The organism is Acinetobacter sp. AOR41_HL (assembly GCF_027854645.1).
Lineage (GTDB): Bacteria > Pseudomonadota > Gammaproteobacteria > Pseudomonadales > Moraxellaceae > Acinetobacter > Acinetobacter nosocomialis.
In genome coordinates this window covers 116,646-143,044 of sequence record NZ_JAKTHZ010000024.1, presented here as the reverse complement: position 1 = coordinate 143,044, position 26,399 = coordinate 116,646, and the positions used below count along the sequence as shown (strand labels likewise).

Genomic DNA, 26,399 nt, shown 5'->3' with positions numbered 1-26,399 from the left:
AAGTAGGTAAATGGTATGAATGAATGTCTAAAATACAATATTTTTCAACAACATTGCCCTGCTCGTTTATTTTTTGAAAAAATTGCAGACAAGTGGGTTTTACTCATCTTAAACATTCTTGAAGAAGAAACACAGCACTTCAATTTGCTCAAAAAGAATATTCAGGGTATTTCACCTAAAGTCTTGTCACAAAAGTTAAAAATGCTAGAAAGAGATGGCTTTATCGAACGCAAGATTCAAGACACTTCACCTATTCGTGTTGACTATTCACTTACACCATTAGGCCAAAATGTCGCTTCAATGGCATTCCAGTTAAAAGAATGGGCTGAGACAAACATCGAACAAGTTTTAGCAGCACAAATCATCTATGATGAAAAAGTACTAGAACAAGCTTAAATTAAAATTAGATCAAAAAAATAAGGCCACTAAGGACCTTATTTTTTTGTATTGATGAAACTAACCTAAATTTTTAAAACCTTGCTGACGCCATGCTTCATAAACAATCACTGCAGTCGCATTAGACAAATTCAAACTTCTAGAATTTTCCGCCATTGGTAAGCGAATCCACTGCTCTTGAGGGAACATCAAACGCACATGTTCAGGCAAGCCACGTGTTTCTGGCCCCATCAGTAAAGCCACAGGTCGGTTTAAATCAACTGTATGCGGAGTTGCAGAACCCTTTGTCGTTAGAGGAAAGACATGCTCAACACCTTTTGACTTTAAGTCTGCAAGGCATGCTTCAATATTGTCCCAAATCTGCATTCTTGCCCACTCATGATAATCAAGCCCTGCACGTTTAAGCTTTTTATCATCAAGCTCAAAACCTAAAGGTTTAACCAAATGCAATTGAGCCCCTGTATTCGCACATAGACGAATAATATTCCCCGTGTTCGCAGGGATTTCAGGCTCGTATAGAACAACATGAATCACTTAATTACTCACTTAAATTACTTGTTGGTTAGCTCAGGCAATCATTAACTTGATCAAAGATAATTATTAGCCCACTAGTTCCACTGTAACTGTTCACGCAGACGTACGACTTCACCAATAATCGTGAGAGTCGGCGCATGAATTTGATGTTCTGTCACTTTAGATGCGATATCAGCAAGTGACCCCACCACAACCTTTTGTTCAGGGGTTGTACCCTTTGAAATTAATGCAACTGGCATATCTGGACGCTGTCCATGTGCAATTAATTGCTCACAAATACGTTCCAAGCCCACTAAGCCCATATAAAGAACTAAAGTCTGGTTCTCATATACCAACTCATTCCAAGGAAGCTCAGGAGAGCCTTCTTTTAAATGGCCAGTTAGAAAACGTACACTCTGCGCATAATCACGATGAGTGAGCGGAATACCAGCATAAGCTGAACAGCCTGACGCTGCCGTAATGCCTGGAACCACCTGAAATGGTACACCAGCTTGGAACAATTCTTGAATCTCTTCGCCACCACGCCCAAAAATAAACGGATCACCGCCTTTTAAACGACAAACACGCTTTCCTTGTTGAGCATATTCAACGAGTAAAGCATTGATCCCGTCTTGAGGAACAGAATGATTTGAGCGAGCTTTACCAACATATATTTTTGTCGAGTCTCGACGGCATAATTCTAAAATGGGTTGAGATACTAAACGATCATAAATAACTACGTCAGCTTGTTGCATTAAACGCAAAGCTTTTAAGGTAAGCAGTTCAGGATCACCTGGACCTGCACCCACCAAATAAACTTCACCTTTAGGTGCTTTCCACTCCTGCAATGCTTGTTCAAGCATGCTATCTGCAATATTTAAATTATCGTTAAAAACCTGCTCTTTTAAGGGACTTGCATACAAGTTTTCCCAAAAAATACGGCGTTCATCAGGATTAGAAATTTTTTCTTTAACCTGATTTCGCCATTTTCCAGAAAATTCCGCTAACTTCCCTATTCCATGCGGAATGGATGTCTCTAACTGTGTACGGATTTGACGAGATAAAACAGGAGACGTCCCATTTGAAGCAACCGAAATCACTAAAGGTGAACGGTCAATAATCGCAGGAACCATAAAGCGGCAATGTGGAATATCGTCAACACTGTTTACGAGTAAATTACGTACTTCGCATTGTTCGAAGACTGTTTTATTGACTTGCGGATCATTGGTCGCGGCAATGACGAGTCGATATGGTGTACTTAAAAACTTTTCAGAGAAAACTTCAACAAAATGCTGACCGCTTGTTGCTGTTACTAATTGCAAAAGCTGCTCTTCAATTTCAGGAGCAACAATATCTATTATTGCTCCTGCCTTAGCTAATAAAGTCGCCTTGCGTAAAGCAATATGCCCTCCGCCCACAATCAGACAACGTTGCTGCTGCAACTTCAAAGAGATTGGAAAAATATCCACCTTAAACCTCTACATCAATCATCTGATTATGTTTAAGCAAAAAACGTGCACAATTTAGATGCAAAGTTTAGTCAATAAAAGTTGCACCACCCATATATGGGCGTAATACTTCTGGAATCTCGATTGAGCCGTCTTCACGTTGGTAATTTTCCATTACTGCAAGCAAAGTACGTCCTACTGCAAGACCTGAACCATTTAGTGTATGCACTAATTCAGTCTTCTTCTGATCCATACGGAAGCGTGCTTTCATACGACGCGCTTGGAAATCACCCATATTAGAGCAGCTTGAAATCTCACGATATGTATTTTGGCTTGGAACCCATACTTCTAAATCGTAAGTTTTCATCGCACCAAAGCCCATATCACCACCACAGAGCAAAATTTTGCGGTATGGCAAACCAAGTGCCTGCAAAATGCCCTCAGCATGTGCGGTAAGTTCTTCAAGGGCCTGCATAGACGTTTCTGGTTTAACGATTTGCACCATTTCAACTTTATCAAATTGGTGCTGACGGATTAAACCACGTGTATCACGGCCATAAGAACCAGCTTCACTACGGAAACATGGTGTATGCGCTGCATATTTTAATGGTAAACGGTCTGCGTCAATGATTTCATCACGAACAAAGTTTGTGACAGGAACTTCAGCTGTAGGAATAAGGTAGTATTCTTTTTCGCCTTGAAGTTTAAATAAATCTTCTTCAAATTTTGGTAATTGTCCTGTCCCACGAAGTGAGTCAGCATTAACCAAATAAGGCACGTATGCTTCAGTATAGCCATTCTTTAGAGTATGGGTATCAAGCATAAATTGAGTTAAAGCACGTTGTAGACGCGCTAAAGGCCCCTTCAATACGCTGAAACGTGAACCAGTGAGTTTGGTCGCAGTTTCAAACTCTAGTCCACCCATCCACTCGCCTAAATCAGTATGATCTTTGATTTCAAAATCGAACTGACGAGGTGTACCCCATTTTGAGATTTCAACGTTATCACTCTCATCCTTACCAGCTGGCACAGATTCATCCGGTAAGTTTGGAATGCTAAGTGCTTTTTGCTCAATCTCGTTTTGTAGTTCTGATAAAGCAACTTCAGCTGCTTTAATCTCATCACCAATCGCCTGCATGCGTGCCATGATTTCAGAAGCATCGCCACCGGATTTTTTAATCTGACCCACTTGTTTAGCACCGGCATTTCGCTCTGCCTGTAACTTTTCAGTTTTTGATTGCAAGTCTTTACGGCGAGTCTCTAAAGACGCCCATTCTTGAACGTCTAACTGAACACCACGTTTTGCCAAAGCTGCATTAACGACTTCAATATTATTTCTGAGTAACTTAGGGTCGATCATAATTAATCATAATATGGGTAAAAAACTGGCTATAGTGTAAGCCCTTAACACTAAAAAATATAGTGATCATCTTCATATCGAATAGCTTTCACACAATTCTAAGAAGAGACCTCATATTTTACATGTTGTAGTTTGGCACACTCGGTAAATACTCAGGTTTAATGAACTTGGCTGCCTCAGAATATGGCAGTATTAATTCAGTCATTCCTTCTGCATAAGAAGCTAATTCATAGACAGGATAGACAAAAACAATCCCATTGGCACCATAATAGTAATTATCACTTAGTTGCAGTTTTTCACGGCTAATATTGTGGTCTTGAAGCCAGTTCGTATTCGCATCAAAAAGTGCATCAACGAGTTGCTTTTCAACATCTGGCTTAAGGAGTTCCGCAACAGTAATGTGTTTTTTATTTAATAAATCAAAATTTACAAATTCTTGATGAGACATGCCATGTGCTGCACCCGCAGAGTATGAGTATGTCTGTAAGGCAAAGGTTGCAAGATTATAATTTTGTCCCAAATAACGGACATAAATTGCACTTTGACTTGAGCTCGGCTCCCCTTCTGGTACCTCTACAGGTTTATCAGCCAAGTTTGCAAAAGCATTCGGATCTGCTTTTTTTATACGGTTCGTAAAATAATCATTAATCCATTTTTGGTTGGTTTGTACTGTCTGAAAATCATATTCAGTACAGCCATCTTCAAGACAAACTTTAGATTTTGGTAATTTGACTGGAATTACTTTTGCCTGAATCACTGGAACTTCTGCTTGTTTTTGTTCTTTTACTGAAGCACTAGATGCAGGTTGCTCATCTTTAGCTGCAGATTTTGGCTGACAACCACTTACTGCCGCCATGGCAGCCACCATAGGAAGAATGAAAATAATTTTCTTATCGTAAAGTCGCATGTTAATCCCCGTGTAATCTGTTTTATCACTATACAAAGCGTAGGAATAAGACGGGGTTAAAAAATGTATCTAGGATTGATATATAAAAAGAAAGCCACCCTTTTAGGTGGCTTTCTTAACGAAGCACAATAATTATTGATCAATAATATCTGTGCCTTTTGGTGGTGTAAAATTAAAAGTTGAAGCTGGAATTGAGGCATTCACTTTTACATTATTAAATTTCACGTAAGTGGTTTGACCTAAAGAATCTTGTAATACCATTAACGTAGGTGCTTTGTTGGCACCAAAACTAATAGTTAAGCTTTGGAAAGCTCCATCTTCTTTTTTCGGGAATAAAGTGAAATATAATTTAGATTTATCTGGCTGAGTCACTCGGTAAGACTTCATGATTTGACTAGTATTACCAGAGAGCAATAAAGCTGGAGTATCGGCTACTTGCGAATCTAAGCTTTGACGTACAGCTTGCTGTAAATCAGGGTCATAAATCCATACTGTTTTACCACTTGTCACAATAGTTTGTTTAGACGGACTCACAGTTTCCCAATAAAATTTCCCCGGACGTTCAACTTTCATTGAACCTTTAAATGTCTGGTTCATATGCTGAGCACCTAGACCTTTTTTCTGTGCTACAGCTTTTGTATTTGCTTTGGTTGTTTGTTCAAAATCAGCAGTTAAACGCTGTAATCCTGATAACTGATTTACCAGGTTCCCAATTGCCTGTTGCTCCGGTGCTGCTACTGGTGCAGCAAACGCTGTAGTACTCATTACAGGAGCAAGCACTGAGGCGCTGAGTGTAATAGCACACATGGTTTTACGAAGCATATTCATGTCATCACCTTTTTAGTTGCTGTAAGATAACTTGTTCGCTTTTAATTTAACTCAGCCAAACAAGCTCTTCATTCAAGACTCATATTAACCGACAAACTCTGTGCTAATCATTGAGAAAATAAGATATTTTGTTATGTTGTTCATATAGTTTGTAGAATTTCATTCATCATGATGAAGATAAAATTAATGAAATTCCATAAAAAAAGCCCACAAAATGTGGGCTTTTTCTTAAGCTAAAACTTAAACAGTTTCAACTTTTACGTAGCGACGGCCAAATTGACCTTTCACTTCGAATTTTACTACGCCGTCAGCAGTAGCAAATAAAGTATGGTCACGGCCCATACCAACATTTGCACCAGCGTGGAATTCTGTACCACGTTGACGAACGATGATGTTACCAGCAGTTACAGTTTGACCACCGTAAACTTTAACACCTAACATTTTTGGGTTTGAATCACGACCGTTCTTCGTCGATCCACCGGCTTTTTTAGTTGCCATGTCTCTTACTCCTCGTGATTAGCCTGAAATACCAGTAATTTTCAACTCAGTGAACCATTGACGGTGACCTTGTTGCTTACGGTAGTGTTTACGACGACGCATTTTGATAATGCGGATTTTGTCGTGACGACCATGACCAATCACTTCTGCAGTTACTTTAGCGCCAGCTACAACTGGAGCACCGATTTGAATGTTGTCACCGTTTACAACCATTAATACATCATCAAATGTAATAGTTGCGCCAGATTCAGCCTTCAATAATTCAACTTTAAGGGTTTCACCCTCAACTACACGGTGCTGTTTACCACCGCTTTGGATTACTGCGTACATAACGTACTCCAATCAGCCCGTGTCGTCGTGCCGATAAAGGGATATATCGATCTTAAAACGAACGCCACTGGGGTTATACAAGGCGACAGATTTTAAGTGAAATTTGATCAAACGACAAGTGCTTTATCTTTATCTGGGCAATAGAGACCGCTATTCTTACATAATAAAAACAGCTTAAATTCGAATTTAGTACTTTTCATTGATTCTGAATGAAATTTAAAATACAGTTCCAAACACAACTTGCAACAAGAACAAGCTGTATTCATGTTGACGTCATTAAAATTTATTGTTTTATCGGAAACACACCGTTTTGCCGAAATAAAGAACAAAGAACTCTTCATGAACATACAAATGATTCATATCAATTGCTTGTTTCCCTGTTTAATGCACTTTTAATTGATACACTAACGCCACTTATAACCAATACGGGGTTTTTCTTCATATGGTCATCGATTTTAAGCAAGACATTCTCGCTCCTGTTGCTACAGACTTTGCTGCGATGGATCACTTGATTAATGAAGGAATTAGCTCAAAAGTCGGCTTGGTCATGTCAGTGAGTAAACATGTTGTTGAAGCTGGCGGCAAACGTATGCGCCCAATCATGTGCTTACTTGCAGCACGCGCTTGTGGCCTCGACAATATGCAACATGCACAGCGTTTGGCTGCCATTATTGAAATGCTTCATACCGCAACTTTAGTGCATGATGATGTAGTCGATGAATCAGGTCTTCGCCGTGGCCGCCCTACTGCCAACGCAACATGGAATAATCAAACTGCCGTGTTAGTGGGTGACTTCCTTATTGCCCGTGCTTTTGACTTATTAGTTGATTTAAACAACATGACCTTATTAAAAGACTTCTCAACAGGTACATGTGAAATCGCTGAAGGGGAGGTATTACAGCTTCAATCTCAGCATCAACCAGATACAACCGAAGAAACATATTTAAAAATTATTCACGGGAAAACTTCTCGTTTATTTGAACTTGCAACTGAAGGTGCTGCCATTTTGGCGGGACAAGAAGCTTATCGTGAACCTTTAAGATTATTTGCAGGTCATTTCGGAAATGCATTCCAAATTATTGACGATATTTTAGACTACACTTCAGATGCTGAAACATTAGGTAAAAATATTGGTGATGATTTAATGGAAGGTAAACCGACTTTACCGTTAATTTCAGCATTAGCACATTCAGCTGGTGAAGAGCACGCCATTATTCGTCGTAGTATTGCGACAGGTGGGGTTGACCAATTAACCAGAGTAATTGAAATTGTGCAAAAGTCTGGTGCTTTAGATTATTGCCAGCGCCGTGCCCAAGAAGAAACAGAAGCAGCACTGCAAGCCTTATCAATCTTGCCTGATACACCTTATCGCCAAGCATTGATTAACCTCACTCGGCTTGCATTACATCGAATACAGTAGATATTATTTTGCCTATGCATATAAATTTTTCAGATCATTTTTTAAAAATCCAGAAACAGCTTGAAAACCCTCAAGCTGTTATCGACGAAAATATCCTCATTGACTTAGTCAATGCCTTACGGCCATCCGATCCTCACGATACGGATGAGATAGAGCAAAAAATACAAGCATTTATTGACAGCTTATTACTTACTCCTACCGCTCCTGCCCTTTTACAAACCTTTTTATTACGTTTAATTAATCAATATAAGCAAGTGAGCTTATATGCAGATAGCGGTATTTTGTCTTTAGATGGTTTCTGGAACCAGCTTGGGCAAAGACTTGGCGGCCATTTTCTACCGCTTATTGAAGATGCAAGCCAACTCAAAATTTTGATTGGAAAAATTTTCTATTTAGAAAGTGATTCAGTCTGGTTAAACAATGTTGATGACAAGGACTGGGCAACCTTATTCGGTCTAATTGGGCAAAGTAATAGTAATATTGAAGAAAAACATGCCATTCAGCGAGAAATGATAAAGGCTATTACGGTTCTATCTTATCGTATTAGTGGTATTGGGCTTTATCCTGAATTTATTAATGCTCAGCCTGAGCTAACTGAATATGAATCGCCGTTTTTAGTACAGAATCGTGAAATTATTGAGTTTATCGAAAAATATAAAAAACAAGATATTTCTCAAGATGACACTGTGGTAACTGTACCTCCAGATGCATCTCAAGCATTTGTAATGTTGGAACAATGTCGGGATGTCGTTTTAAAGATACGTCGAGCCACAAAAAGAATTGGTGTTAGTTTAAGTTTGACATATCTATTGTCCTTACTTGAACAATGTTTAGACCGAATTGAATTATTGCTCTATTTGGTTGTTGATAACAGCGAAGGACGTTACGTTTCTTTAGGAAACTTAATTTCGGACTTAACTAAAGCTCATTATAGTGAAAAAAGCGTCCGTTCTTTACTTAGCACAACTAGTGAGCTTATTGCCTTTCAAGTCACAGAAAATGCGAGCCGTACCGGTGAGCACTATGTAAGTACAGACACTAAAGGCTTTTGGGGAATGTACAAAGCCGCTGCCGGTGCAGGTGTCATTATTGCCTGTATGGCAACATTAAAGATTCTTGCTGCACGAATGACGATGGCGCCACTCATGCAAGCCTTTACGTTCAGTATGAACTATTCACTTGGCTTTATTCTGATTCACGTATTGCACTTTACCGTTGCAACAAAACAGCCAGCAATGACCGCTGCTGCACTCGCTGCAACTGTACAGCAACGTAAAGGTTCTAAAACTGCACAAATTGCAGAATTAGCAGCGCTTATTATAAATATTATTCGAACTCAGTTTATTGCTATTTTGGGGAATATCTCGATTGCGATTCCTACCGCTGCCCTCATTACCTTTGCTTGGCAGTTCTATCTTGATGAGCCCTTATTAACCCATACCAAAGCAACCTATTTATTACATAGTCTAAATCCTTTTATGTCGTTAGCTGTTCCTCATGCAGCAATTGCGGGAGTCTGCTTGTTTTTATCAGGCCTGATTGCTGGTTACTTCGATAACATGGCAGTTTACCGAAAAGTAGGGCCGCGTTTAAAAGCTCATCGCCGACTACGCAATTTATTTGGACAAGAACGTCTTAATCGTTTTGCAGAATATATTGAACGTAATTTAGGTGCACTTGCAGGTAACTTTCTATTTGGTGTCATGCTAGGAAGTATGGGAACAATAGGTTTTATTTTAGGTTTACCTCTAGATATTCGACATATTGCCTTTGCATCAGCAAACTTTATTCAAGGTTTAATGACCATAAACGGTAGTCCAGATATTGGCTTGATTATAGTTTCGTTTTTAGGCGTACTCTGTATCGGTCTCACGAACTTATTTGTGAGTTTTACTTTAACGATTATTGTGGCTCTACGCGCACGCCGAGTTCGCTTTGAACAATGGAAACCTTTGGCTAAACTGGTCATGACCCATTTTCTTACACGTCCGAGCGACTTCTTCTGGCCTCCAAAACAGCCTTTAGAATTAGAAGAAAATGCCCAAGCCAATAGTGGAAAAAAAGCAGAACACTAACTGTTTAGCTTTGTACACAAAATGTGATATTCGTCAATTTTGTTGTGATTGTTTTTCCAAATGTTAAAAAAATTTCAAAATGAATTTACGATGATCTATCAGGCTTGAAAAAAAGTGTACTGGCAAGTACACTTTCAACGGCGTTCAGTAGTAGAAAACTACATGAATAAGCAAAGGTGTGTATATGCCCTATCTATTGCTTTGTATTGGTTGCGTTTTTTTAGGATTAGGTATTCTTGGTCTATTTGTGCCAAGTCTTCAATCTTTGGACTTGCTCACCGTTCAAACATTGAGTCACCATCGTTTAGATTATCTTAATACTATAACCACCTTTCTTGCACGCATAGGCGGCATGCCTTTTGTATGTTTTTTATCCTTTCTAATATGTGTATATTTAGCATGGTATAAAAAATATATTACTGTTATTTTCATTAGCTTGGGAGTTTTTGGCAGTATCACCATTGGTTGGCTGCTCAAATGGTGTGTTAATCGGCCTAGACCTCCTGAGGCATATCATATTGTTGAAAGTTATGGTGCATCGTTCCCAAGTGCACATAGTGTTTATGCATCAACACTAGCTTGTCTGGCAATGATTATGTTATGCCGTAAGCACAACATTAACTCTCCTTATATTGTTTTGATCTCCTGTCTTTGGTTTGTGTGTATGGGGCTTTCAAGAATATATGCAGGAGTTCATTTCCCAACAGACGTACTCGCTGGTTGGGGCATTGGTTTTATTTGGATTGCACTGCTTTGGCTCTGGTTATTACAAACACAAAGTAGGTTAAGTAGAAAACAAATATATTTTTAGATTTTATCTAAACGAGGTGGAACAATGATGTCGGCTAAGCTTTGGGCACCAGCCCTTACTGCTTGCGCATTAGCAACAAGTATCGCACTTGTTGGTTGTAGCAAAGGCTCCGATGAGAAACAGCAAGCTGCTGCTGCTCAGAAAATGCCGCCTGCAGAAGTAGGTGTTATTGTTGCTCAACCACAAAGTGTTGAACAAAGCGTTGAGCTTTCAGGCCGTACTTCAGCATATCAAATTTCTGAAGTTCGTCCTCAAACAAGTGGCGTGATTTTAAAGCGCTTATTTGCTGAAGGAAGTTATGTTCGTGAAGGTCAGGCACTCTATGAGCTCGACTCTAGAACGAACCGTGCAACGTTAGAAAATGCAAAAGCATCACTCCTACAACAACAGGCAAATCTAGCTTCACTACGTACCAAGTTAAATCGTTATAAACAACTTGTTTCTAGTAATGCTGTGTCTAAACAGGAATATGATGACTTACTTGGTCAAGTTAATGTTGCAGAAGCACAAGTTGCAGCAGCTAAGGCTCAAGTAACAAATGCAAATGTAGATCTTGGTTATTCTACAATTCGCTCTCCTATTTCTGGACAATCTGGACGTTCATCAGTAACGGCTGGTGCTTTAGTTACTGCAAATCAGACTAATGCGTTAGTGACGATTCAACAGTTAGATCCAATTTATGTTGATATTAATCAGTCTAGCGCTGAGTTGTTACGTTTACGTCAACAATTAAGTAAAGGCAGTTTGAACAACAGTAACAATACGAAAGTAAAATTAAAGCTTGAAGATGGTTCTACCTACCCGATCGAAGGCCAACTTGCTTTCTCTGACGCTTCTGTAAACCAAGATACAGGAACAATTACTTTACGTGCCGTATTCTCTAACCCGAATCATTTATTGCTTCCGGGTATGTATACCACTGCACAAATTGTTCAGGGTGTTGTTCCAAACGCTTATCTGATTCCTCAAGCTGCGGTTACACGTTTACCTACAGGTCAAGCTGTAGCAATGCTTGTTAATGCCAAAGGGGCTGTTGAGAGTCGTCCAATTGAAACCTCAGGTGTTCAAGGACAAAACTGGATTGTGACTAACGGCTTAAAAGCTGGCGATAAAGTCATTGTTGATGGCGTTGCCAAAGTCAAAGAAGGGCAACAAGTAACAGCAAAACCTTATCAAGCTCAACCAGCAAATCCTCAAGGTGCAGCTCCAAATGCTGCGAAACCGGCTCAATCAGGTAAACCTCAAGCAGAACAGAAAGCAGCTTCAAATGCATAAGGGGTAGATTGAATGGCACAATTTTTTATTCATCGCCCCATATTTGCGTGGGTGATTGCATTAGTCATTATGTTGGCGGGTATTCTCACGCTAACAAAAATGCCTATTGCACAGTATCCAACGATTGCACCACCGACAGTCACCATTGCTGCGACTTATCCTGGTGCATCGGCTGAAACAGTTGAAAACACCGTAACCCAGATCATTGAACAACAAATGAATGGTCTCGATGGTTTACGTTATATTTCTTCTAACAGTGCTGGTAACGGACAAGCATCTATTCAATTAAACTTTGAACAAGGTGTTGACCCTGATATCGCACAAGTTCAGGTTCAGAATAAATTGCAATCTGCAACTGCGCTTCTACCTGAAGATGTACAACGTCAAGGTGTAACAGTTACTAAATCTGGTGCAAGCTTCCTACAAGTTATTGCATTTTATTCACCAGATAACAGCCTTTCAGACTCAGACATTAAAGACTACGTAAACTCTTCAATTAAAGAGCCGCTTAGCCGTGTTGCTGGTGTGGGTGAAGTTCAGGTCTTTGGTGGTTCATACGCAATGCGTATTTGGCTCGATCCAGCCAAGTTAACAAGTTACCAGCTCACTCCTAGTGATATTGCGACTGCGCTTCAAGCACAAAACTCGCAAGTTGCTGTAGGTCAGTTAGGTGGTGCGCCTGCTGTACAAGGTCAAGTACTTAACGCAACAGTGAATGCTCAAAGCTTGTTACAGACTCCTGAGCAGTTTAGAAATATCTTTTTAAAGAACACAGCATCTGGTGCTGAAGTTCGTTTAAAAGATGTGGCTCGCGTAGAGTTAGGTTCGGATAACTATCAGTTCGACTCGAAATTTAATGGTAAACCAGCAGGTGGTCTTGCAATTAAAATTGCTACAGGTGCTAACGCACTGGATACGGCAGCTGCTGTTGAACAACGTTTATCTGAATTACGTAAGAACTATCCAGCAGGTTTACAAGATAAACTAGCTTATGACACGACTCCATTTATCCGTCTTTCAATTGAAAGTGTAGTACACACATTAATTGAAGCCGTGATTTTGGTATTCATTGTCATGTTCCTATTTTTACAAAACTGGCGCGCAACGATTATTCCAACGCTTGCAGTTCCAGTGGTTGTATTAGGTACATTTGCTGTTATTAATATTTTTGGCTTCTCAATTAACACCTTAACCATGTTCGCTATGGTATTGGCAATCGGTCTTCTGGTCGATGACGCTATTGTTGTAGTGGAAAACGTTGAACGTGTAATGAGTGAAGATCATACTGATCCGGTTACGGCTACTTCACGCTCAATGCAGCAGATTTCTGGTGCGTTAGTGGGTATTACCAGTGTATTGACAGCGGTATTCGTACCAATGGCCTTCTTTGGTGGTACAACAGGTGTAATTTACCGCCAGTTCTCGATTACCCTTGTAACTGCAATGGTACTGTCGTTAATTGTAGCGTTGACGTTCACACCTGCACTTTGTGCGACTATTCTAAAACAGCATGATCCAAATAAAGAACCAAGCAATAATATCTTCGCGCGTTTCTTTAGAAGCTTTAACAATGGTTTTGACCGCATGTCGCACAGCTACCAAAATGGTGTTAGCCGCATGCTTAAAGGTAAAATCTTCTCTGGCGTGCTGTACGCTGTTGTAGTTGCCCTTTTAGTCTTCTTGTTCCAAAAACTCCCATCTTCATTCTTACCAGAAGAAGATCAGGGTGTTGTAATGACACTTGTTCAATTACCACCAAATGCAACGCTTGACCGTACAGGTAAAGTGATTGACACCATGACAAACTTCTTTATGAATGAAAAAGACACAGTAGAATCAATTTTCACTGTTTCTGGTTTCTCATTCACAGGTGTGGGTCAAAACGCTGGTATTGGCTTCGTTAAGTTGAAAGACTGGAGCAAACGTACTTCACCGGAAACCCAAATCGGCGCATTAATTAAGCGTGGTATGGCATTAAACATGATCATTAAAGATGCATCATATGTTATGCCGTTACAGCTTCCCGCAATGCCTGAATTGGGTGTAACTGCCGGATTTAACTTGCAGCTTAAAGATTCAAGTGGTCAAGGCCATGAGAAACTAATTGCAGCACGTAACACTATTTTAGGCTTGGCATCGCAAGATAAACGCCTCATGGGTGTACGTCCAAATGGCCAAGAAGATACGCCTCAATATCAAATTAATGTAGATCAGGCTCAAGCTGGTGCTATGGGTGTTAGCATTGCTGACATCAACAATACAATGCGTATTGCTTGGGGTGGTTCATACATTAACGATTTCGTTGACCGCGGTCGTGTGAAAAAAGTTTATGTTCAAGGTGATGCGGGTAGCCGTATGATGCCTGAAGACTTAAACAAGTGGTATGTACGTAATAACAAAGGTGAGATGGTTCCATTCTCGGCATTTGCTACTGGCAAATGGACATATGGTTCTCCACGTCTTGAACGTTATAACGGCGTATCATCGGTTAACATTCAAGGTACACCTGCACCTGGCGTGAGTTCTGGTGATGCCATGAAAGCAATGGAAGAAATTATTGGTAAGTTACCATCTATGGGCTTACAAGGTTTCGACTATGAATGGACAGGCTTATCACTTGAAGAACGTGAGTCTGGTGCTCAAGCGCCATTCTTATATGCGCTTTCATTGTTAATCGTATTCCTTTGCTTGGCTGCATTGTATGAAAGCTGGTCAATTCCGTTCTCGGTTTTACTTGTGGTACCGCTTGGTGTCATTGGTGCGATCGTATTGACTTACTTGGGTATGATTATTAAAGGAGATCCAAATCTCTCGAATAACATTTACTTCCAGGTAGCGATTATTGCGGTAATTGGTCTTTCTGCAAAAAATGCGATCTTGATTGTTGAGTTCGCAAAAGAGCTGCAAGAGAAAGGTGAAGATCTACTTGACGCAACCTTACATGCTGCAAAAATGCGTTTACGTCCAATTATCATGACAACCCTTGCCTTCGGTTTTGGTGTACTTCCACTTGCACTTTCAACAGGTGCTGGTGCAGGAAGTCAGCACTCGGTAGGCTTCGGTGTACTTGGTGGCGTACTCAGCGCGACATTCTTAGGTATCTTCTTTATCCCTGTATTCTATGTGTGGATTCGTAGTATCTTTAAGTACAAACCAAAAACCATAAACACTCAGGAGCATAAATCGTGATGCAAAAAGTATGGTCTATTTCAGGTCGTAGCATTGCGGTATCTGCACTTGCGCTTGCTTTGGCAGCTTGTCAAAGCATGCGCGGCCCAGAACCAGTCGTGAAAACCGATATTCCACAGAGCTATGCATATAACAGCGCTTCTGGTACATCTATTGCTGAACAGGGCTACAAACAGTTCTTTGCTGACCCACGTTTGCTTGAAGTAATCGACTTGGCTCTTGCGAATAACCGTGATTTACGTAAAGCAACGCTCAATATTGAACGTGCTCAAGAGCAGTATCAGATTACGAAGAACAACCAGCTTCCAACAATCGGAGCAAGTGGTAGTGCAATTCGTCAGGTTACGCCAAGTCGTGATCCGAATAACCCCTACTCTACTTACCAAGTAGGTTTGGGTGTAACTGCTTATGAGCTTGATTTCTGGGGCCGTGTTCGTAGTCTAAAAGACGCTGCTTTAGATAATTACCTTTCAACACAAAGTGCACGTGATTCGACTCAAATCAGTTTGATCAGTCAAGTTGCTCAAGCATGGTTAAACTATTCGTTTGCAACGGCGAATTTAAGACTTGCAGAGCAAACACTTAAAGCACAGCAAGATTCTTACAATCTCAACAAAAAACGTTTTGATGTAGGTATCGACAGTGAAGTTCCATTACGTCAGGCACAGATTTCTGTAGAAACTGCGCGTAACGATGTAGCGAACTACAAAACTCAAATTGCTCAAGCACAAAACTTGTTGAACTTACTTGTAGGCCAACCAGTTGCACAAAACTTGTTACCGACACAGCCTGTGAAACGTATTGCTCAACAAAATGTATTCACTGCTGGTTTACCAAGTGATTTGTTAAATAACCGTCCAGATGTAAAAGCGGCCGAATATAACTTAAGCGCTGCGGGTGCGAATATTGGTGCAGCAAAAGCACGTTTATTCCCAACCATTAGCTTAACGGGTTCAGCAGGTTATGCATCAACTGACTTAAGTGATCTATTTAAGTCTGGTGGTTTTGCATGGTCAATTGGTCCAAGCTTAGATTTACCAATCTTTGACTGGGGTACTCGTCGTGCCAATGTAAAAATTTCTGAAACCGATCAGAAAATTGCATTGTCTGATTATGAAAAATCAGTTCAGTCTGCATTCCGTGAAGTTAATGATGCACTTGCGACACGTGCCAACATTGGTGAACGTTTAACAGCTCAACAACGTTTAGTAGAAGCAACTAACCGCAACTACACACTTTCAAATGCCCGCTTCCGTGCAGGTATTGATAGTTACTTGACAGTTCTTGATGCACAACGTTCATCTTATTCAGCTGAACAAGGTTTGTTATTGCTTCAACAAGCAAACTTAAACAACCAAATCGAGTTATATAAAACTCTAGGTGGCGGTTTAAAAGCAAACACTTCAGATACAGTGGTACATCAACCATCAAGTGCTGAACTGAAAAAGCAATAAGCTTTAAATCACATTCTTATAAAAGCTCACTTCGGTGGGCTTTTTTATTGCAACCAATGTGAATATTTTTTATCTTGAAACCTTAATAAATTTTGATTGATAAAAAACAATGTTATTAAGTAATTTAGAAAGCGTTCCAGGCCATCAAATTTTAAAACAACTTGATGTTGTATATGGCAGCACTGTTCGTAGTAAACATGTAGGCCGTGACCTCATGGCAAGTTTAAAAAATATTGTAGGTGGAGAACTCACAGGCTACACCGAACTTTTAGAAGAATCCCGCCAAGAAGCAATGGATCGCATGATTGCTAAGGCACAGCAACTTGGTGCTAACGCAATTGTTGGCATTCGTTTTTCAACTTCAAACATTGCCCAAGGTGCTTCCGAGTTATTTGTATATGGCACAGCAGTCATTGTGCAGCCCCAAGCACCTCATCTACCCGATCCATTTAATGCATAGGTAGAAAATGGACAATCTTATTTTTCAGCTTGTTATTTTTCTTATTCTTTTCAGTATTGGTTGGGCTTTTGGCCGCCATATTGAACGAAAACATTTAAATGAACTTCTAGAAAAAGAGCAACAATTTGCACATATCAGAATTGATACCAATCGTTTTGCAACAAGTGATCAATTAGGCCATTTTATTAGCAGTAATGTAGTCATTTCTCACGACTACTTTAAATATGTACTGGCTTCTATAAAAAATGTTTTAGGGGGGTCGGCTGACCAGTTATGAAAGCATTGTTGAACGAGCTCGCCGTGAAGCGATTATTCGTTTAAAACAGCAAGCCCATAATGTCGGTGCTAACCATATTATGGGAGTTCGGTTGAGTACAACCGAACTCGGTATGCAAGGCGGAATGGTTGAAGTTTTTGCTTATGGTACAGCAGTCAAAGACTAGCACTGCCCCATAGCAGAAAAGTGAATACGTGGATTGCCAATATTTTTAGTTAAGTGTTGGCAAATTCCGGTAATTTTCCATTTGTCCTGTTGTTTTGCCAAAGTAAAATAATAACGACCAAAAGAATGAAAATAATCATTTTCAGAAAAACGGTAAATTTGATAATTACACTCTAGCCATGCACGGTCTTGTTCAATCCGAATAAGAGGATTACTCAAATTATGTTGTAGTCGCAAATGTGACAAAGCTTGTTGCCGCGAACCTTTATATTCATGACAAGACACCACACATAAAGGCTCCCCTCTAAACTGGAAATAGTCCACCTCAAGTTGATCGGCCAATAACTCATCAAACGCATCCCAATTTTTCTGGTCAAAGACCAATTGAAAACGCGTAACAACGTCTAAGATACGATGGTAGTCTTGATCCATGGTGAACCTTCTATGTGGGTTTTTCCATCAATTTAGCACGGCAAAATCTCTTTTTTATTTCACTTTTGTTTTTCGAATCATTTTATAGAGTAATTTCGGTGACATACGGGAAACCATCACACCTAATTTTTCTTTAGTACCGCCTACCACGATATATTCTTGTCCTTGCATTAATGCCTTAACTGACTGTTCTGCAAAAACATCGGCTTCTAGTCCATTTTCGATTGCTTCATCTTGATGGCCTTGAGGTTGCCCTGCGCCATTTAACGCATTAAACGAAACATTAGTTTTTACAAAGCCCGGGAAAATAACAGAAACTTCAACACCCTGATCGGCAACTTCGGCACGTAAACTGTTGGCCCACATGTGAATAGCAGCCTTAGCAGCAGAATAACTGGCACGGTACTGCGTACCTAGAAGGCCTGCCACACTCGACACAAATACGACTCGGCCAGACTTTTGTTTGAGCATAGTCGGCAGCACAGTTTTAGTTAGTGCCACTTGCGAGAAATAATCGACTTCCATAATGGCGCGTTCTGTTGCCATTGTGGTGTCCTGAATAAGAGCACGTTGACTTAAACCCGCATTATTAATAAGCCAGTCAATTCGTCCTTTTGCTTTTAAAATCTGCTCATAAGCCTCTTGAACTTGCTCTTGATTGGTAATGTCTGCAACTACCGACAAGTGCTGATCCGGATGGAGCAAACCAACGCGAACTTCTTCTAATTCTTCAAAGCGACGCGAAGTTAAAATCACTTGAGCACCTTGCAGAGCAAATTCACCAGCTAAAGCTTTACCTAAACCGGAAGATGCTCCAGTAATCCACACCACTTTATTTTGCAAAGTATCAAGTTTGGCCATTTTGACTTCCTATTATCTTTTTAAATTATGCTGCTTGATGCATGAAGGCCAAAAAATGATTGATATAATGAGTTGCTGTGGTCTGATCAACCTGCGTCCCCAATTTTTCCAAACGTTTATAGCCCAAATGCGTTGTCATATTAATGACCCCATTTAGGGTTTTGTCGACAACCAAATTAAATTTTAAACGTTTTTTAGGTTCACGTACTAGGCTTGTTACACCTAAATCCACAATTTGAATCAAGGTCTGAAAAGCCTCTTCTACGCTTTGCATATTGCCCGCACGTATTTGTTCAGTCAGTGTTTGGGCCTGTTGCACAAGTTGTGGTGTGATTGGGTAAGTAATATAAACATCTTGCTCACGCTCTTTCATAAGTGAGGTCATATAATCAACTAAAGGCAAAAGACGCTCATTGCCGAAAAAAGAGACTGACCAAGGCATATACTTTCGGAAAGTATCTAAAATTTGTTGAAGAACTTTCTCGGACTCATGGCGCTGTTTTTCAGTCATAGTAGAGTTGTCTTGCTCATCCTTTAACAATACTGAGAAAACTTGCTCAATAATTTCACAAGATAAATCGGAAAGAACACTACCTAATGCTTTAGATTGGCTTTCTTTTACCCCTGCGTGTAATTTCTCTCGAATTGAAGCAAATTGGGTATAGGTTGAATCGGAAATCTTTAAAAAAACTTTGTAGCTCATATATCGCATCCCTTATCAATTCTTTTGTAATTTTTCTGCCGTGCCGCTACACGATTAAATTGTGATCCATGCTTCATAAATCTACCGTTTTTTGAAAAAAATACAAAACCGTTTATCTGTTTTCAGCACATTAATTTCGAGGCAATTTTTTGCTACAATAGATGCAATTTTTTATGCATATTCGATCTAAGCTACTATGACTGACGCTCAAACCGCTCAAAATATTGCCACCACCTACGATCCAACCGAGATCGAAAAGAAGTGGTACAAAACGTGGGAAGAACAAGGTTACTTCAAACCTTCTGGTCACGGTGAATCATTCTGTATCATGATTCCACCACCAAACGTCACTGGTAGTTTGCACATGGGCCATGGCTTTAACAATGCCATTATGGATGCCCTCACCCGTTATAACCGTATGATGGGTAAAAACACTTTGTGGCAACCGGGTACCGACCATGCTGGTATTGCAACTCAAATGGTGGTTGAGCGTCAACTTGGCTTACAAGGTGTAACTCGTCACGACTTAGGCCGTGAAAAGTTCATCGAAAAAGTTTGGGAATGGAAAGAACAATCTGGCGGTACAATTACCAAACAAATTCGTCGTTTAGGTTCGTCTGTAGACTGGTCACGTGAACGCTTCACGATGGATGAAGGTTTATCAAACGCCGTTAAAGAAGTCTTCGTTCGATTGCACGAAGACGGTTTAATTTACCGCGGTAAGCGCCTAGTAAACTGGGACCCTAAACTTCAAACGGCACTTTCTGACCTTGAAGTAGAAAGCAAAGAAGAAAAAGGCTCACTTTGGCACTTTAAATATTTCTTTGAAGATAAAACAGTTAAAACTCAAGATGGCAAAGACTATCTCGTAGTTGCAACGACTCGTCCTGAAACATTACTTGGTGATACTGCTGTTGCTGTTCACCCTGAAGATGAGCGTTATGCATACCTTGTTGGTAAAAATATTGTATTGCCAATTACTGGTCGTTTAATTCCAATCGTTGCTGACGACTACGTTGAAAAAGACTTCGGTACTGGCTGTGTAAAAATCACCCCTGCTCATGACTTTAACGACTATGAGTTAGGTAAACGCAATAGCTTGCCAATCATCAATATCTTCAACAAAAACGCCGAAGTTTTAGGTGAGTTTGAATACATTGCCAAAGCTGGCGAACAAATTTCTAAAACAATTACTGCACCTGCAGACTATGCTGGTTTAGAGCGCTTCGAAGCACGTAAAAAATTAGTTGCTCAAGCGGAAGCGGAAGGCTGGTTAGACCAAATCCAACCGTATGACTTAAAAGCGCCACGTGGTGACCGTTCTGGGGTGATTATTGAGCCATTATTGACTGACCAATGGTACGTAAAAATTGCACCTCTTGCTGAGCCTGCAATTGAAGCGGTTCAAGATGGTCGTATTAAGTTTGTTCCAGAGCAGTACAGCAACATGTATATGGCATGGATGCGAGACATTCAAGACTGGTGTATTTCACGTCAGCTTTGGTGGGGTCACCGTATTCCAGCTTGGTACGATGCTGATGGCAACATCTATGTTGGCCGTAGCGAAGAAGAAGTTCGTGCGAAAAATAACATCGCGGCCGATGTTGAGCTTAAACAAGACGAAGACGTACTTGATACATGGTTCTCATCTGCACTTTGGACATTCTCAACTTTAGGCTGGCCAGAACAAACGCCTGAACTCAAAACTTTCCATCCGACTGACGTGTTGGTGACTGGTTTTGACATTATCTTCTTCTGGGTTGCCCGCATGATCATGATGACCATGCACTTCATGAAAAATGAAGATGGTTCATCTCAAATTCCATTTAAGACAGTTTACGTTCACGGCTTGGTACGTGATGGTGAAGGTCAAAAAATGTCGAAGTCTAAAGGTAACGTACTTGACCCATTAGACTTGATTGACGGTATCGATTTAGAAAGCTTAGTCGCAAAACGTACGACTGGCCTCATGAACCCGAAAGATGCTGCGAAGATTGAAAAATCAACGCGTAAAGAATTCCCAGAAGGCATTAATGCTTATGGTACTGACGCAGTTCGTTTCACATTCTGTGCCCTTGCAAACACTGGTCGTGACATCAAGTTCGACTTAAAACGTGTTGAAGGTTACCGTAACTTCTGTAACAAAATCTGGAACGCAACGCGTTTCGTTCTGATGAATGTTGAAGGTCAAACCGTTGGTCAACAAGCTCGCCCTGATCTATGGGAACTTCCAGAACAATGGATTATCAGCCGTCTGCAAAAAGCTGAAGCTGCTGTGCATCAAGCGTTTGCAACGTATCGTTTAGACCTTGCTGCTCAAGCGATTTATGACTTTATCTGGAATGAATACTGTGACTGGTATGTTGAGTTAACTAAACCGGTTCTGAACGATGCAGAAGTTTCAGAAGAGCGTAAAGCTGAAGTACGCCGTGTATTGCTTGCTGTGATGGAAGCTTCATTACGTTTGGCTCATCCGTTAATGCCGTATTTGACAGAAGAAATCTGGCAAACACTTGCTCCAATGCTTGGTCAAGGCGGCCCAACGATTATGACTGCTCAATACCCTATTCCTGAGCAAGCAAAAATCAATGAACAAGCTGAAGCAGATATGCAATGGCTTCAAGGTTTGATTGGTGCGGTTCGTAATATTCGCGGTGAAATGGGCTTAGGTAATGCACGTTTATTGCCAGTATTACTTCAAAACATTTCTGATGCTGAACGTGAGCAAATTACTCGTATTGAAGCATTGTTCAAAGCATTGGCTAAAGTTGAAAGTATTGAGTTCTTAGGTAAAGATCAAGAACCACCGCTTTCTTCTTCAAGTGTTGTAGGTCATGCATCGGTATTTGTACCAATGAAGGGCTTAATTGATCCTAAAGCTGAGCTTGCTCGCTTGCAAAAAGACTTGGATAAAATCCAAAAGCAACACGATCAAATCGCAAATAAACTTGCAAATGAAGGCTTTGTATCTAAAGCACCGGCAGCGGTTGTTGAAGGTGAAAAAGCGAAGCTTGCTGAGTTTGCTGCGCAGTTAGATAAAGTTAAAGCGAATATGGAGCAAATTGCTGCGCTTTAATTTAATTAGTTAAACGAACCCAGAATCTGTGTAAGCAGGTTCTGGGTTTTTCTCTATTGAAAAATTACTTTTTTGTAGCATCAGCATATGAAGATGCCATGTTTTTATACAACCATTTAATAAAGGTAAATTTTCATTCATTTCTTTATAAAACAATAAATTAAAGTCACATAAAAATAAGTCGGCTATATCTTGATAAGTAAAACCTATAAATTTTGCAGGTTCTCTAGTAACCCATTCATCTTGAGTCCCCAATAAATCAACTACCAGAATTCCGCCTTCAGAAAGAGCATTTATCATTCGTTTAATTACGCTATAAAAATAACTTGGATCGCAAAAGAATAGACTTGATGAAGCAATAATTAAGCTTGCAGACGGGAAATTAAAGTCTTCAAAAGATTCATGATAGAAAATAAATTTAGAGTCATCTTTGAATCGCTCAGTACAGACTTTTTGCGCATCAATTGAAATATCAAAAGCATGAACATTAAATCCCTTTGAGAGTAGATAAGCAGATTCATTGCCAGCGCCACAGCCACAATCGATAGCAACTAAAGGTAAGTTACGAAAATAACCTAAAGCCTTCTCTAAAATAGGTCTATGTTTAAGTTCTTTTGATAATTGAATAAATTTTTCATTCATAAATCCGATCTTTTATTTTTTATAATTTCCCCACTATATTTTATAAAGAATATAACCACAACGATTTCTTATTTTAGAATTTATTCCTTATCAAATCATCGGTAGCCTCATGGCTGCATATAAAGCCTAGAAGCTAATTAAAGCGCCTCATGCCCCAACAACATCTCTACCCCACTCACTTTTTTCATATGCTTTAAACGCTCTTTTTCCCATTTCACCTGCTGCTTTAACTCAGCACAATCAGCATCTATAGCTTTATACACATCACTAATATGTACATGCTCTGCTTTCACATTCTTGGCTAACTGAAAAGAATCTAAGATCTCAGCAATTTGGCTTTCAAGCTGCTGACTTTGTGCATCTAAAGCCAGTTTATAAAACCGTAACTGCTCAGCAGATAGTTCTTTAGCACCTAGCCCTTTATTCTGTTCAAGCTGTAACTGGAGTTTGAGTAAATAAAACAAATCCTGTTTTTCATAGGCCTGACTTACTTGTTGAAAAAACTCAGTTTTTTCCTGTTTCTTTGTTTCATCTTGCTCACGGTCTGGGTGAATCATCGCGGCAATTTTTAAATAAACTGTTTTTAACGACTGCGCTGCCATTTGCTCAGCTTGTTCACGTTTCTGCTGCTGTCTTTGCCGTTTGGCTTGTTCACGCGCTTGTTGTTGCTCGGCAGCATATTGTTCAAAGTCTTCTTCAAACTCTGAACCCTGATCAACGCTTTCTTGGTATTCAGATTTTATTGGCTGAGTTTTTTTATTCTTTTTTACCGAATCTTGAGTATGTTGCTGATAAAAGGTATCGATCTGCTTCACTAAATCCAATTGTTCAGTAGATAGCATTTTGGAGCGCTTCAACATTTGTGCAAGCCGAGCATTTTTTTCATCGAGTTGTTGTATAGCTGCTTTGGAAAACTCATGGCTATGCAGCATATTCCAAAGTTGCTCTAACTGCTGAAATAGCACTGTATGTAAATCGTTATATACAGGCATCAATTTTTGCCGAATGTGCTGTTGAATCTCGGCTTGTGCATTTTGCCATGTGGCAAGGCTCACTTTTTGATGCTCTATTTTATCAATCAGGCGATTCAGTTTTTTCTGCTGTGCAGACGGTTCAGACCTTTGCTGCAAGCTCACTTTGAGATCAAAGGACATAATCATCCACCTGAAAAAGAAAAAAGTGTATCAATAATCAGATGAGGAAGGTAGCCAGCATTCTTTAAGTGTTAAAAGGTCTAAAATTTATATCTTAAGAAATCCACCAAATCACTAATGGCAAAGTCACGGCGGCGCATAACGTTTGAAAGCTAATCACGGCTGCCATGAGCTGACTATCGCCACCCAAAACTTTGGTTAAAATGTATGAAGCTGAAGCAGTCGGTAGCGCAAAGAAAATGACTAAAATTTGCGTTTGTAAGCTTGGTAAATCAAACCAAGTACAGACCATATAAGCCAAAGCAGGTACTACTAAAAGTCGAGCAAAAGTGTCTGCTGCCAATATCACAATGTCTTTTTTTATTTGCATAAACTGCAAAGCTGTGCCAACACATAACAAACCTAATGGCAAACTCGAAACAGAAAAAAGCTTAATAAACTGAGTAAAGCCTTCCCAAATCGGGATATGAAGCGCATTGACTGCTGCTCCGATCACACATGATGCAATTAAAGGGTTTTTAAGCAGTGCAATCAAAACAGGTTTAATTGCCATATGTTCTTTAGAAGTTAAAGCAAGCACCGAAATAACATTTACCAGTGGAATGCAAAGTGCCAATAAAATTGCCAGTATTGCCATTCCTTCACTTTTAAAAAGTGAAGTCACTAAGGCCAAACCAATATAGGTATTAAAGCGAACCATACTTTGTACGTGCACACCAAAACGCGCAGGCGGTATATGCCAAAACATTCGGAGTATGTATAAAAAGGCGGTCACAGCTAAGACCACAATCAACATCGCAATAATGGCTGTACTCAAACTTTGTAAGTCAATTTTTGCAGTCGATAGCGTACTAAAAAGCAAAGCGGGAAATAAAATATAGTAATTAAGCTTCTCTGCCCCAACCCAAAACTCATCGCTGAAAAAATGATATTTTTTAAATAAGTATCCCGATGCAATTAATGCAACTAAAGGAAAAAGAGATAAAACAATGCTATTCATTTCTTTACTCGAGTTTTGTTAGGGCTTGCTGCTTTGGCAATTAGCTTGGCTTACTCATATATTAAAGATAATGAAAACTCATGATAAAATGAGTTTTTACTCATAACAAATACAACATGACCTTTACCCAACTTGAAATTTTCGCACTCATTGCTGAACTAAAAAGTTTCACTACGACCGCTGAAAAGTTGGGCATTTCACAGTCGGCAGTTTCCCATGCGCTTAAATCATTAGAACAACAATGGGGTATTAACCTCATTTCAAGAACTCAAAGCGATATTGAACTCACCACGACAGGTCAGCAGTTATTGACCCATGTAAAAGAGTTATTGAGTATTTCCGATACATTAGAAAAAGAAGTGGCTGCCATCCACGGTTTAAATGAAGGAACATTACGTATTGGTTCTTTTGGGGCATCATCCTCTATTTATCTACTGCCTGAAATTTTAGAAACCTTTCGGCAGCGCTATCCTAAAATCGAAATTTATATTGATGAAGGTGAAGATAAAGAAGTTGCTCAGTGGTTATTGGAACGGCGCATAGAGGTTGGTTTTTTAATTATGCCAGATGAGCGATTCGATACATTCCCTTTAATCGAAGATCGTTTTGTTGCCTTAATTCCGAATGGTTACCCGCTCGCCCAACAACTCTATATTGATCCAGCACAGCTAGAAAATTGTCCTTTCATTATGACAATGGCGGGTAGTCGACATCAGGTCGAATTAATTTTAAAAAACTTTAATGTCAAACCAGATATCAAATTTTATGTTTCACAAATTCTAAGTATTGTCAGTATGGTACACAACCAGTTAGGGATTTCGATAGTCTCTGATATGGTCATCACCAAGGAGTTACTCTCACTTTATCCAAACGTGGTCAAACGCCCTTTTAAACCGAATCTTAAACGCTCTATTGGCCTTGCAGTAAAAAACAAGAAACACATCAGTCCAGCCGTAAAAGCATTTATAGAGGTTGCTCAAGAGGTTTGGTCTAATAAATAATTTAGTAGAATTTAATTCGTTTTATATTTTAATAACGTACTCATTTGGGTCATTTTATAAACAAATTAGATGACTTTTATCATAAAAATGTGCCATAACAGCCTATTTTAAGCAAATTAACGCA

Annotated in this window: 23 protein-coding genes and 2 pseudogenes; 12 read left to right on the top strand and 13 right to left on the bottom strand. The window is 39.7% G+C overall.

Annotation, left to right across the window (positions count from 1 at the left end; translation table 11 throughout):
- Positions 1-15: 15 nt before the first annotated feature.
- Positions 16-396: a winged helix-turn-helix transcriptional regulator gene (locus MKL35_RS09655; RefSeq protein ID WP_032010152.1), complete on the top strand. Its 381-nt coding sequence runs from the start codon at positions 16-18 to the stop codon at positions 394-396.
- A 60-nt stretch (positions 397-456) separates the two neighbouring features.
- Here the strand turns inward: MKL35_RS09655 and MKL35_RS09650 are convergent, their stop codons facing one another.
- The 7 genes from MKL35_RS09650 to rplU all read right to left on the bottom strand — a co-directional run bounded on the left by MKL35_RS09650 (position 457) and on the right by rplU (position 6,280).
- A complete protein-coding gene (locus MKL35_RS09650) occupies positions 457-930 on the bottom strand; it encodes a tRNA (cytidine(34)-2'-O)-methyltransferase (protein ID WP_002051239.1) in 474 nt (157 codons plus the stop codon).
- A gap of 74 nt (positions 931-1,004) precedes the next feature.
- Positions 1,005-2,378, bottom strand: a complete 1,374-nt coding sequence (cysG, locus tag MKL35_RS09645) for a siroheme synthase CysG (protein ID WP_032010150.1) — start codon at positions 2,376-2,378, stop codon at positions 1,005-1,007.
- Positions 2,379-2,445: 67 nt separating this feature from the next.
- Entirely contained in the window at positions 2,446-3,717 is a 1,272-nt protein-coding gene (gene serS / locus MKL35_RS09640) for a serine--tRNA ligase (RefSeq protein ID WP_004712237.1), read from the bottom strand.
- A gap of 118 nt (positions 3,718-3,835) precedes the next feature.
- Positions 3,836-4,624 carry an RsiV family protein gene (locus tag MKL35_RS09635; protein ID WP_004885474.1) on the bottom strand — a complete coding sequence of 263 codons (789 nt, stop codon included), beginning with the start codon at positions 4,622-4,624 and terminating at the stop codon, positions 3,836-3,838.
- A gap of 132 nt (positions 4,625-4,756) precedes the next feature.
- A complete protein-coding gene (gene lolA / locus MKL35_RS09630) occupies positions 4,757-5,452 on the bottom strand; it encodes an outer membrane lipoprotein chaperone LolA (protein ID WP_002051355.1) in 696 nt (231 codons plus the stop codon).
- Between the two features lie 240 nt (positions 5,453-5,692).
- Entirely contained in the window at positions 5,693-5,950 is a 258-nt protein-coding gene (gene rpmA, locus MKL35_RS09625) for a 50S ribosomal protein L27 (protein WP_000201632.1), read from the bottom strand.
- An 18-nt stretch (positions 5,951-5,968) separates the two neighbouring features.
- Positions 5,969-6,280, bottom strand: a complete 312-nt coding sequence (rplU, locus tag MKL35_RS09620; RefSeq protein ID WP_000271409.1) for a 50S ribosomal protein L21 — start codon at positions 6,278-6,280, stop codon at positions 5,969-5,971.
- A gap of 96 nt (positions 6,281-6,376) precedes the next feature.
- On the opposite strand from rplU, the pseudogene MKL35_RS09615 reads away from it, so the two are divergent.
- The 9 genes and pseudogenes from MKL35_RS09615 to MKL35_RS09575 all read left to right on the top strand — a co-directional run bounded on the left by MKL35_RS09615 (position 6,377) and on the right by MKL35_RS09575 (position 17,407).
- Positions 6,377-6,676 (top strand): annotated as a pseudogene (locus MKL35_RS09615) (hypothetical protein).
- 46 nt (positions 6,677-6,722) lie between these two features.
- Positions 6,723-7,700: an All-trans-nonaprenyl-diphosphate synthase gene (sdsA, locus tag MKL35_RS09610; RefSeq protein WP_032010148.1), complete on the top strand. Its 978-nt coding sequence runs from the start codon at positions 6,723-6,725 to the stop codon at positions 7,698-7,700.
- A 14-nt stretch (positions 7,701-7,714) separates the two neighbouring features.
- On the top strand, positions 7,715-9,775 hold the full coding sequence (locus MKL35_RS09605; RefSeq protein ID WP_270913503.1) for a site-specific recombinase: 2,061 nt from the start codon (positions 7,715-7,717) through the stop codon (positions 9,773-9,775).
- Between the two features lie 184 nt (positions 9,776-9,959).
- A complete protein-coding gene (locus MKL35_RS09600; protein WP_002051172.1) occupies positions 9,960-10,586 on the top strand; it encodes a phosphatase PAP2 family protein in 627 nt (208 codons plus the stop codon).
- 24 nt (positions 10,587-10,610) lie between these two features.
- Positions 10,611-11,861, top strand: coding sequence for a multidrug efflux RND transporter periplasmic adaptor subunit AdeI (gene adeI, locus MKL35_RS09595; protein ID WP_002051558.1), 1,251 nt, complete (start codon positions 10,611-10,613; stop codon positions 11,859-11,861).
- 12 nt (positions 11,862-11,873) lie between these two features.
- Positions 11,874-15,050, top strand: a complete 3,177-nt coding sequence (adeJ, locus tag MKL35_RS09590; RefSeq protein WP_004885467.1) for a multidrug efflux RND transporter permease subunit AdeJ — start codon at positions 11,874-11,876, stop codon at positions 15,048-15,050.
- Positions 15,050-16,504 (top strand): multidrug efflux RND transporter outer membrane channel subunit AdeK, encoded by a 1,455-nt coding sequence (gene adeK / locus MKL35_RS09585; RefSeq protein ID WP_002051147.1) that lies wholly within the window; start codon positions 15,050-15,052, stop codon positions 16,502-16,504. Before adeJ ends, adeK begins: the two co-directional genes overlap by 1 nt.
- A gap of 109 nt (positions 16,505-16,613) precedes the next feature.
- Positions 16,614-16,964 (top strand): YbjQ family protein, encoded by a 351-nt coding sequence (locus MKL35_RS09580; protein WP_032010144.1) that lies wholly within the window; start codon positions 16,614-16,616, stop codon positions 16,962-16,964.
- Between the two features lie 7 nt (positions 16,965-16,971).
- Positions 16,972-17,407 (top strand): annotated as a pseudogene (locus tag MKL35_RS09575) (YbjQ family protein).
- On the opposite strand, the gene MKL35_RS09570 reads toward MKL35_RS09575, so the two are convergent.
- The 3 genes from MKL35_RS09570 to MKL35_RS09560 are packed head-to-tail and all read right to left on the bottom strand — an operon-like array spanning position 17,404 to position 19,402.
- Positions 17,404-17,838: a nuclear transport factor 2 family protein gene (locus MKL35_RS09570; RefSeq protein ID WP_004712224.1), complete on the bottom strand. Its 435-nt coding sequence runs from the start codon at positions 17,836-17,838 to the stop codon at positions 17,404-17,406. The pseudogene MKL35_RS09575 and the gene MKL35_RS09570 overlap by 4 nt on opposite strands.
- A 54-nt stretch (positions 17,839-17,892) precedes the next feature.
- On the bottom strand, positions 17,893-18,699 hold the full coding sequence (locus MKL35_RS09565) for an SDR family NAD(P)-dependent oxidoreductase (protein WP_001086059.1): 807 nt from the start codon (positions 18,697-18,699) through the stop codon (positions 17,893-17,895).
- 25 nt (positions 18,700-18,724) lie between these two features.
- Positions 18,725-19,402, bottom strand: a complete 678-nt coding sequence (locus MKL35_RS09560; protein ID WP_002051408.1) for a hypothetical protein — start codon at positions 19,400-19,402, stop codon at positions 18,725-18,727.
- Positions 19,403-19,598: 196 nt separating this feature from the next.
- Here MKL35_RS09560 and MKL35_RS09555 point away from each other — a divergent pair, with 196 nt between their 5' ends.
- Entirely contained in the window at positions 19,599-22,478 is a 2,880-nt protein-coding gene (locus MKL35_RS09555) for a valine--tRNA ligase (protein ID WP_032010142.1), read from the top strand.
- 9 nt (positions 22,479-22,487) lie between these two features.
- On the opposite strand, the gene MKL35_RS09550 is transcribed toward MKL35_RS09555, so the two are convergent.
- From MKL35_RS09550 to MKL35_RS09540, 3 genes are all read right to left on the bottom strand, one after another.
- On the bottom strand, positions 22,488-23,120 hold the full coding sequence (locus MKL35_RS09550; protein ID WP_050598848.1) for a methyltransferase domain-containing protein: 633 nt from the start codon (positions 23,118-23,120) through the stop codon (positions 22,488-22,490).
- A 137-nt stretch (positions 23,121-23,257) separates the two neighbouring features.
- Positions 23,258-24,274, bottom strand: a complete 1,017-nt coding sequence (locus tag MKL35_RS09545) for a J domain-containing protein (protein WP_032010138.1) — start codon at positions 24,272-24,274, stop codon at positions 23,258-23,260.
- 94 nt (positions 24,275-24,368) lie between these two features.
- Entirely contained in the window at positions 24,369-25,274 is a 906-nt protein-coding gene (locus MKL35_RS09540) for an AEC family transporter (RefSeq protein ID WP_032010135.1), read from the bottom strand.
- 116 nt (positions 25,275-25,390) lie between these two features.
- Between MKL35_RS09540 and MKL35_RS09535 the strand changes: the two genes are divergently transcribed.
- Positions 25,391-26,275: a LysR family transcriptional regulator gene (locus MKL35_RS09535; protein WP_032010134.1), complete on the top strand. Its 885-nt coding sequence runs from the start codon at positions 25,391-25,393 to the stop codon at positions 26,273-26,275.
- Positions 26,276-26,399 lie beyond the last annotated feature (124 nt).